The sequence below is a fragment of the Flavobacterium cupreum genome (assembly GCF_003996965.1).
Lineage (GTDB): Bacteria > Bacteroidota > Bacteroidia > Flavobacteriales > Flavobacteriaceae > Flavobacterium > Flavobacterium cupreum.
Genome location: NZ_QWDM01000261.1, coordinates 1 through 279 on the forward strand (window position 1 = coordinate 1; position 279 = coordinate 279).

Here is a 279-nt window from a genome sequence, read left to right on the forward strand (position 1 = left end):
CCCAGTTCTTTGAGTAATGGACTGTTGAGCCAACGGCTACGATCCTGTGATCCTTAAATTGCACGGAAATGATTGGCTTGCCAAGACCCTGCTGCTCACGTCGTTGGAATTCTTGGGCATCATGCCGGGCGCGCATTGTCTGCAGTTCCTGACGCATGGTCGGACTGTTTAGTATTCGCAGAGTGTCGAGACTGGCGAATGACCCATGGCATTTCTTGAACTTGCGGCCACTACCACACGGGCAGGGATCATTTCGTGAAGGTTTTTTGCTCATCTACT

1 protein-coding gene is annotated in these 279 nt (G+C 51.3%); it reads right to left on the reverse strand.

Annotated features, from left to right (window positions below; genetic code table 11):
- The coding region (locus D0817_RS27365; RefSeq protein ID WP_202866557.1) for an SEC-C metal-binding domain-containing protein at positions 1-274 on the reverse strand (274 nt) is incomplete at its 3' end.
- Positions 275-279: the final 5 nt, after the last annotated feature.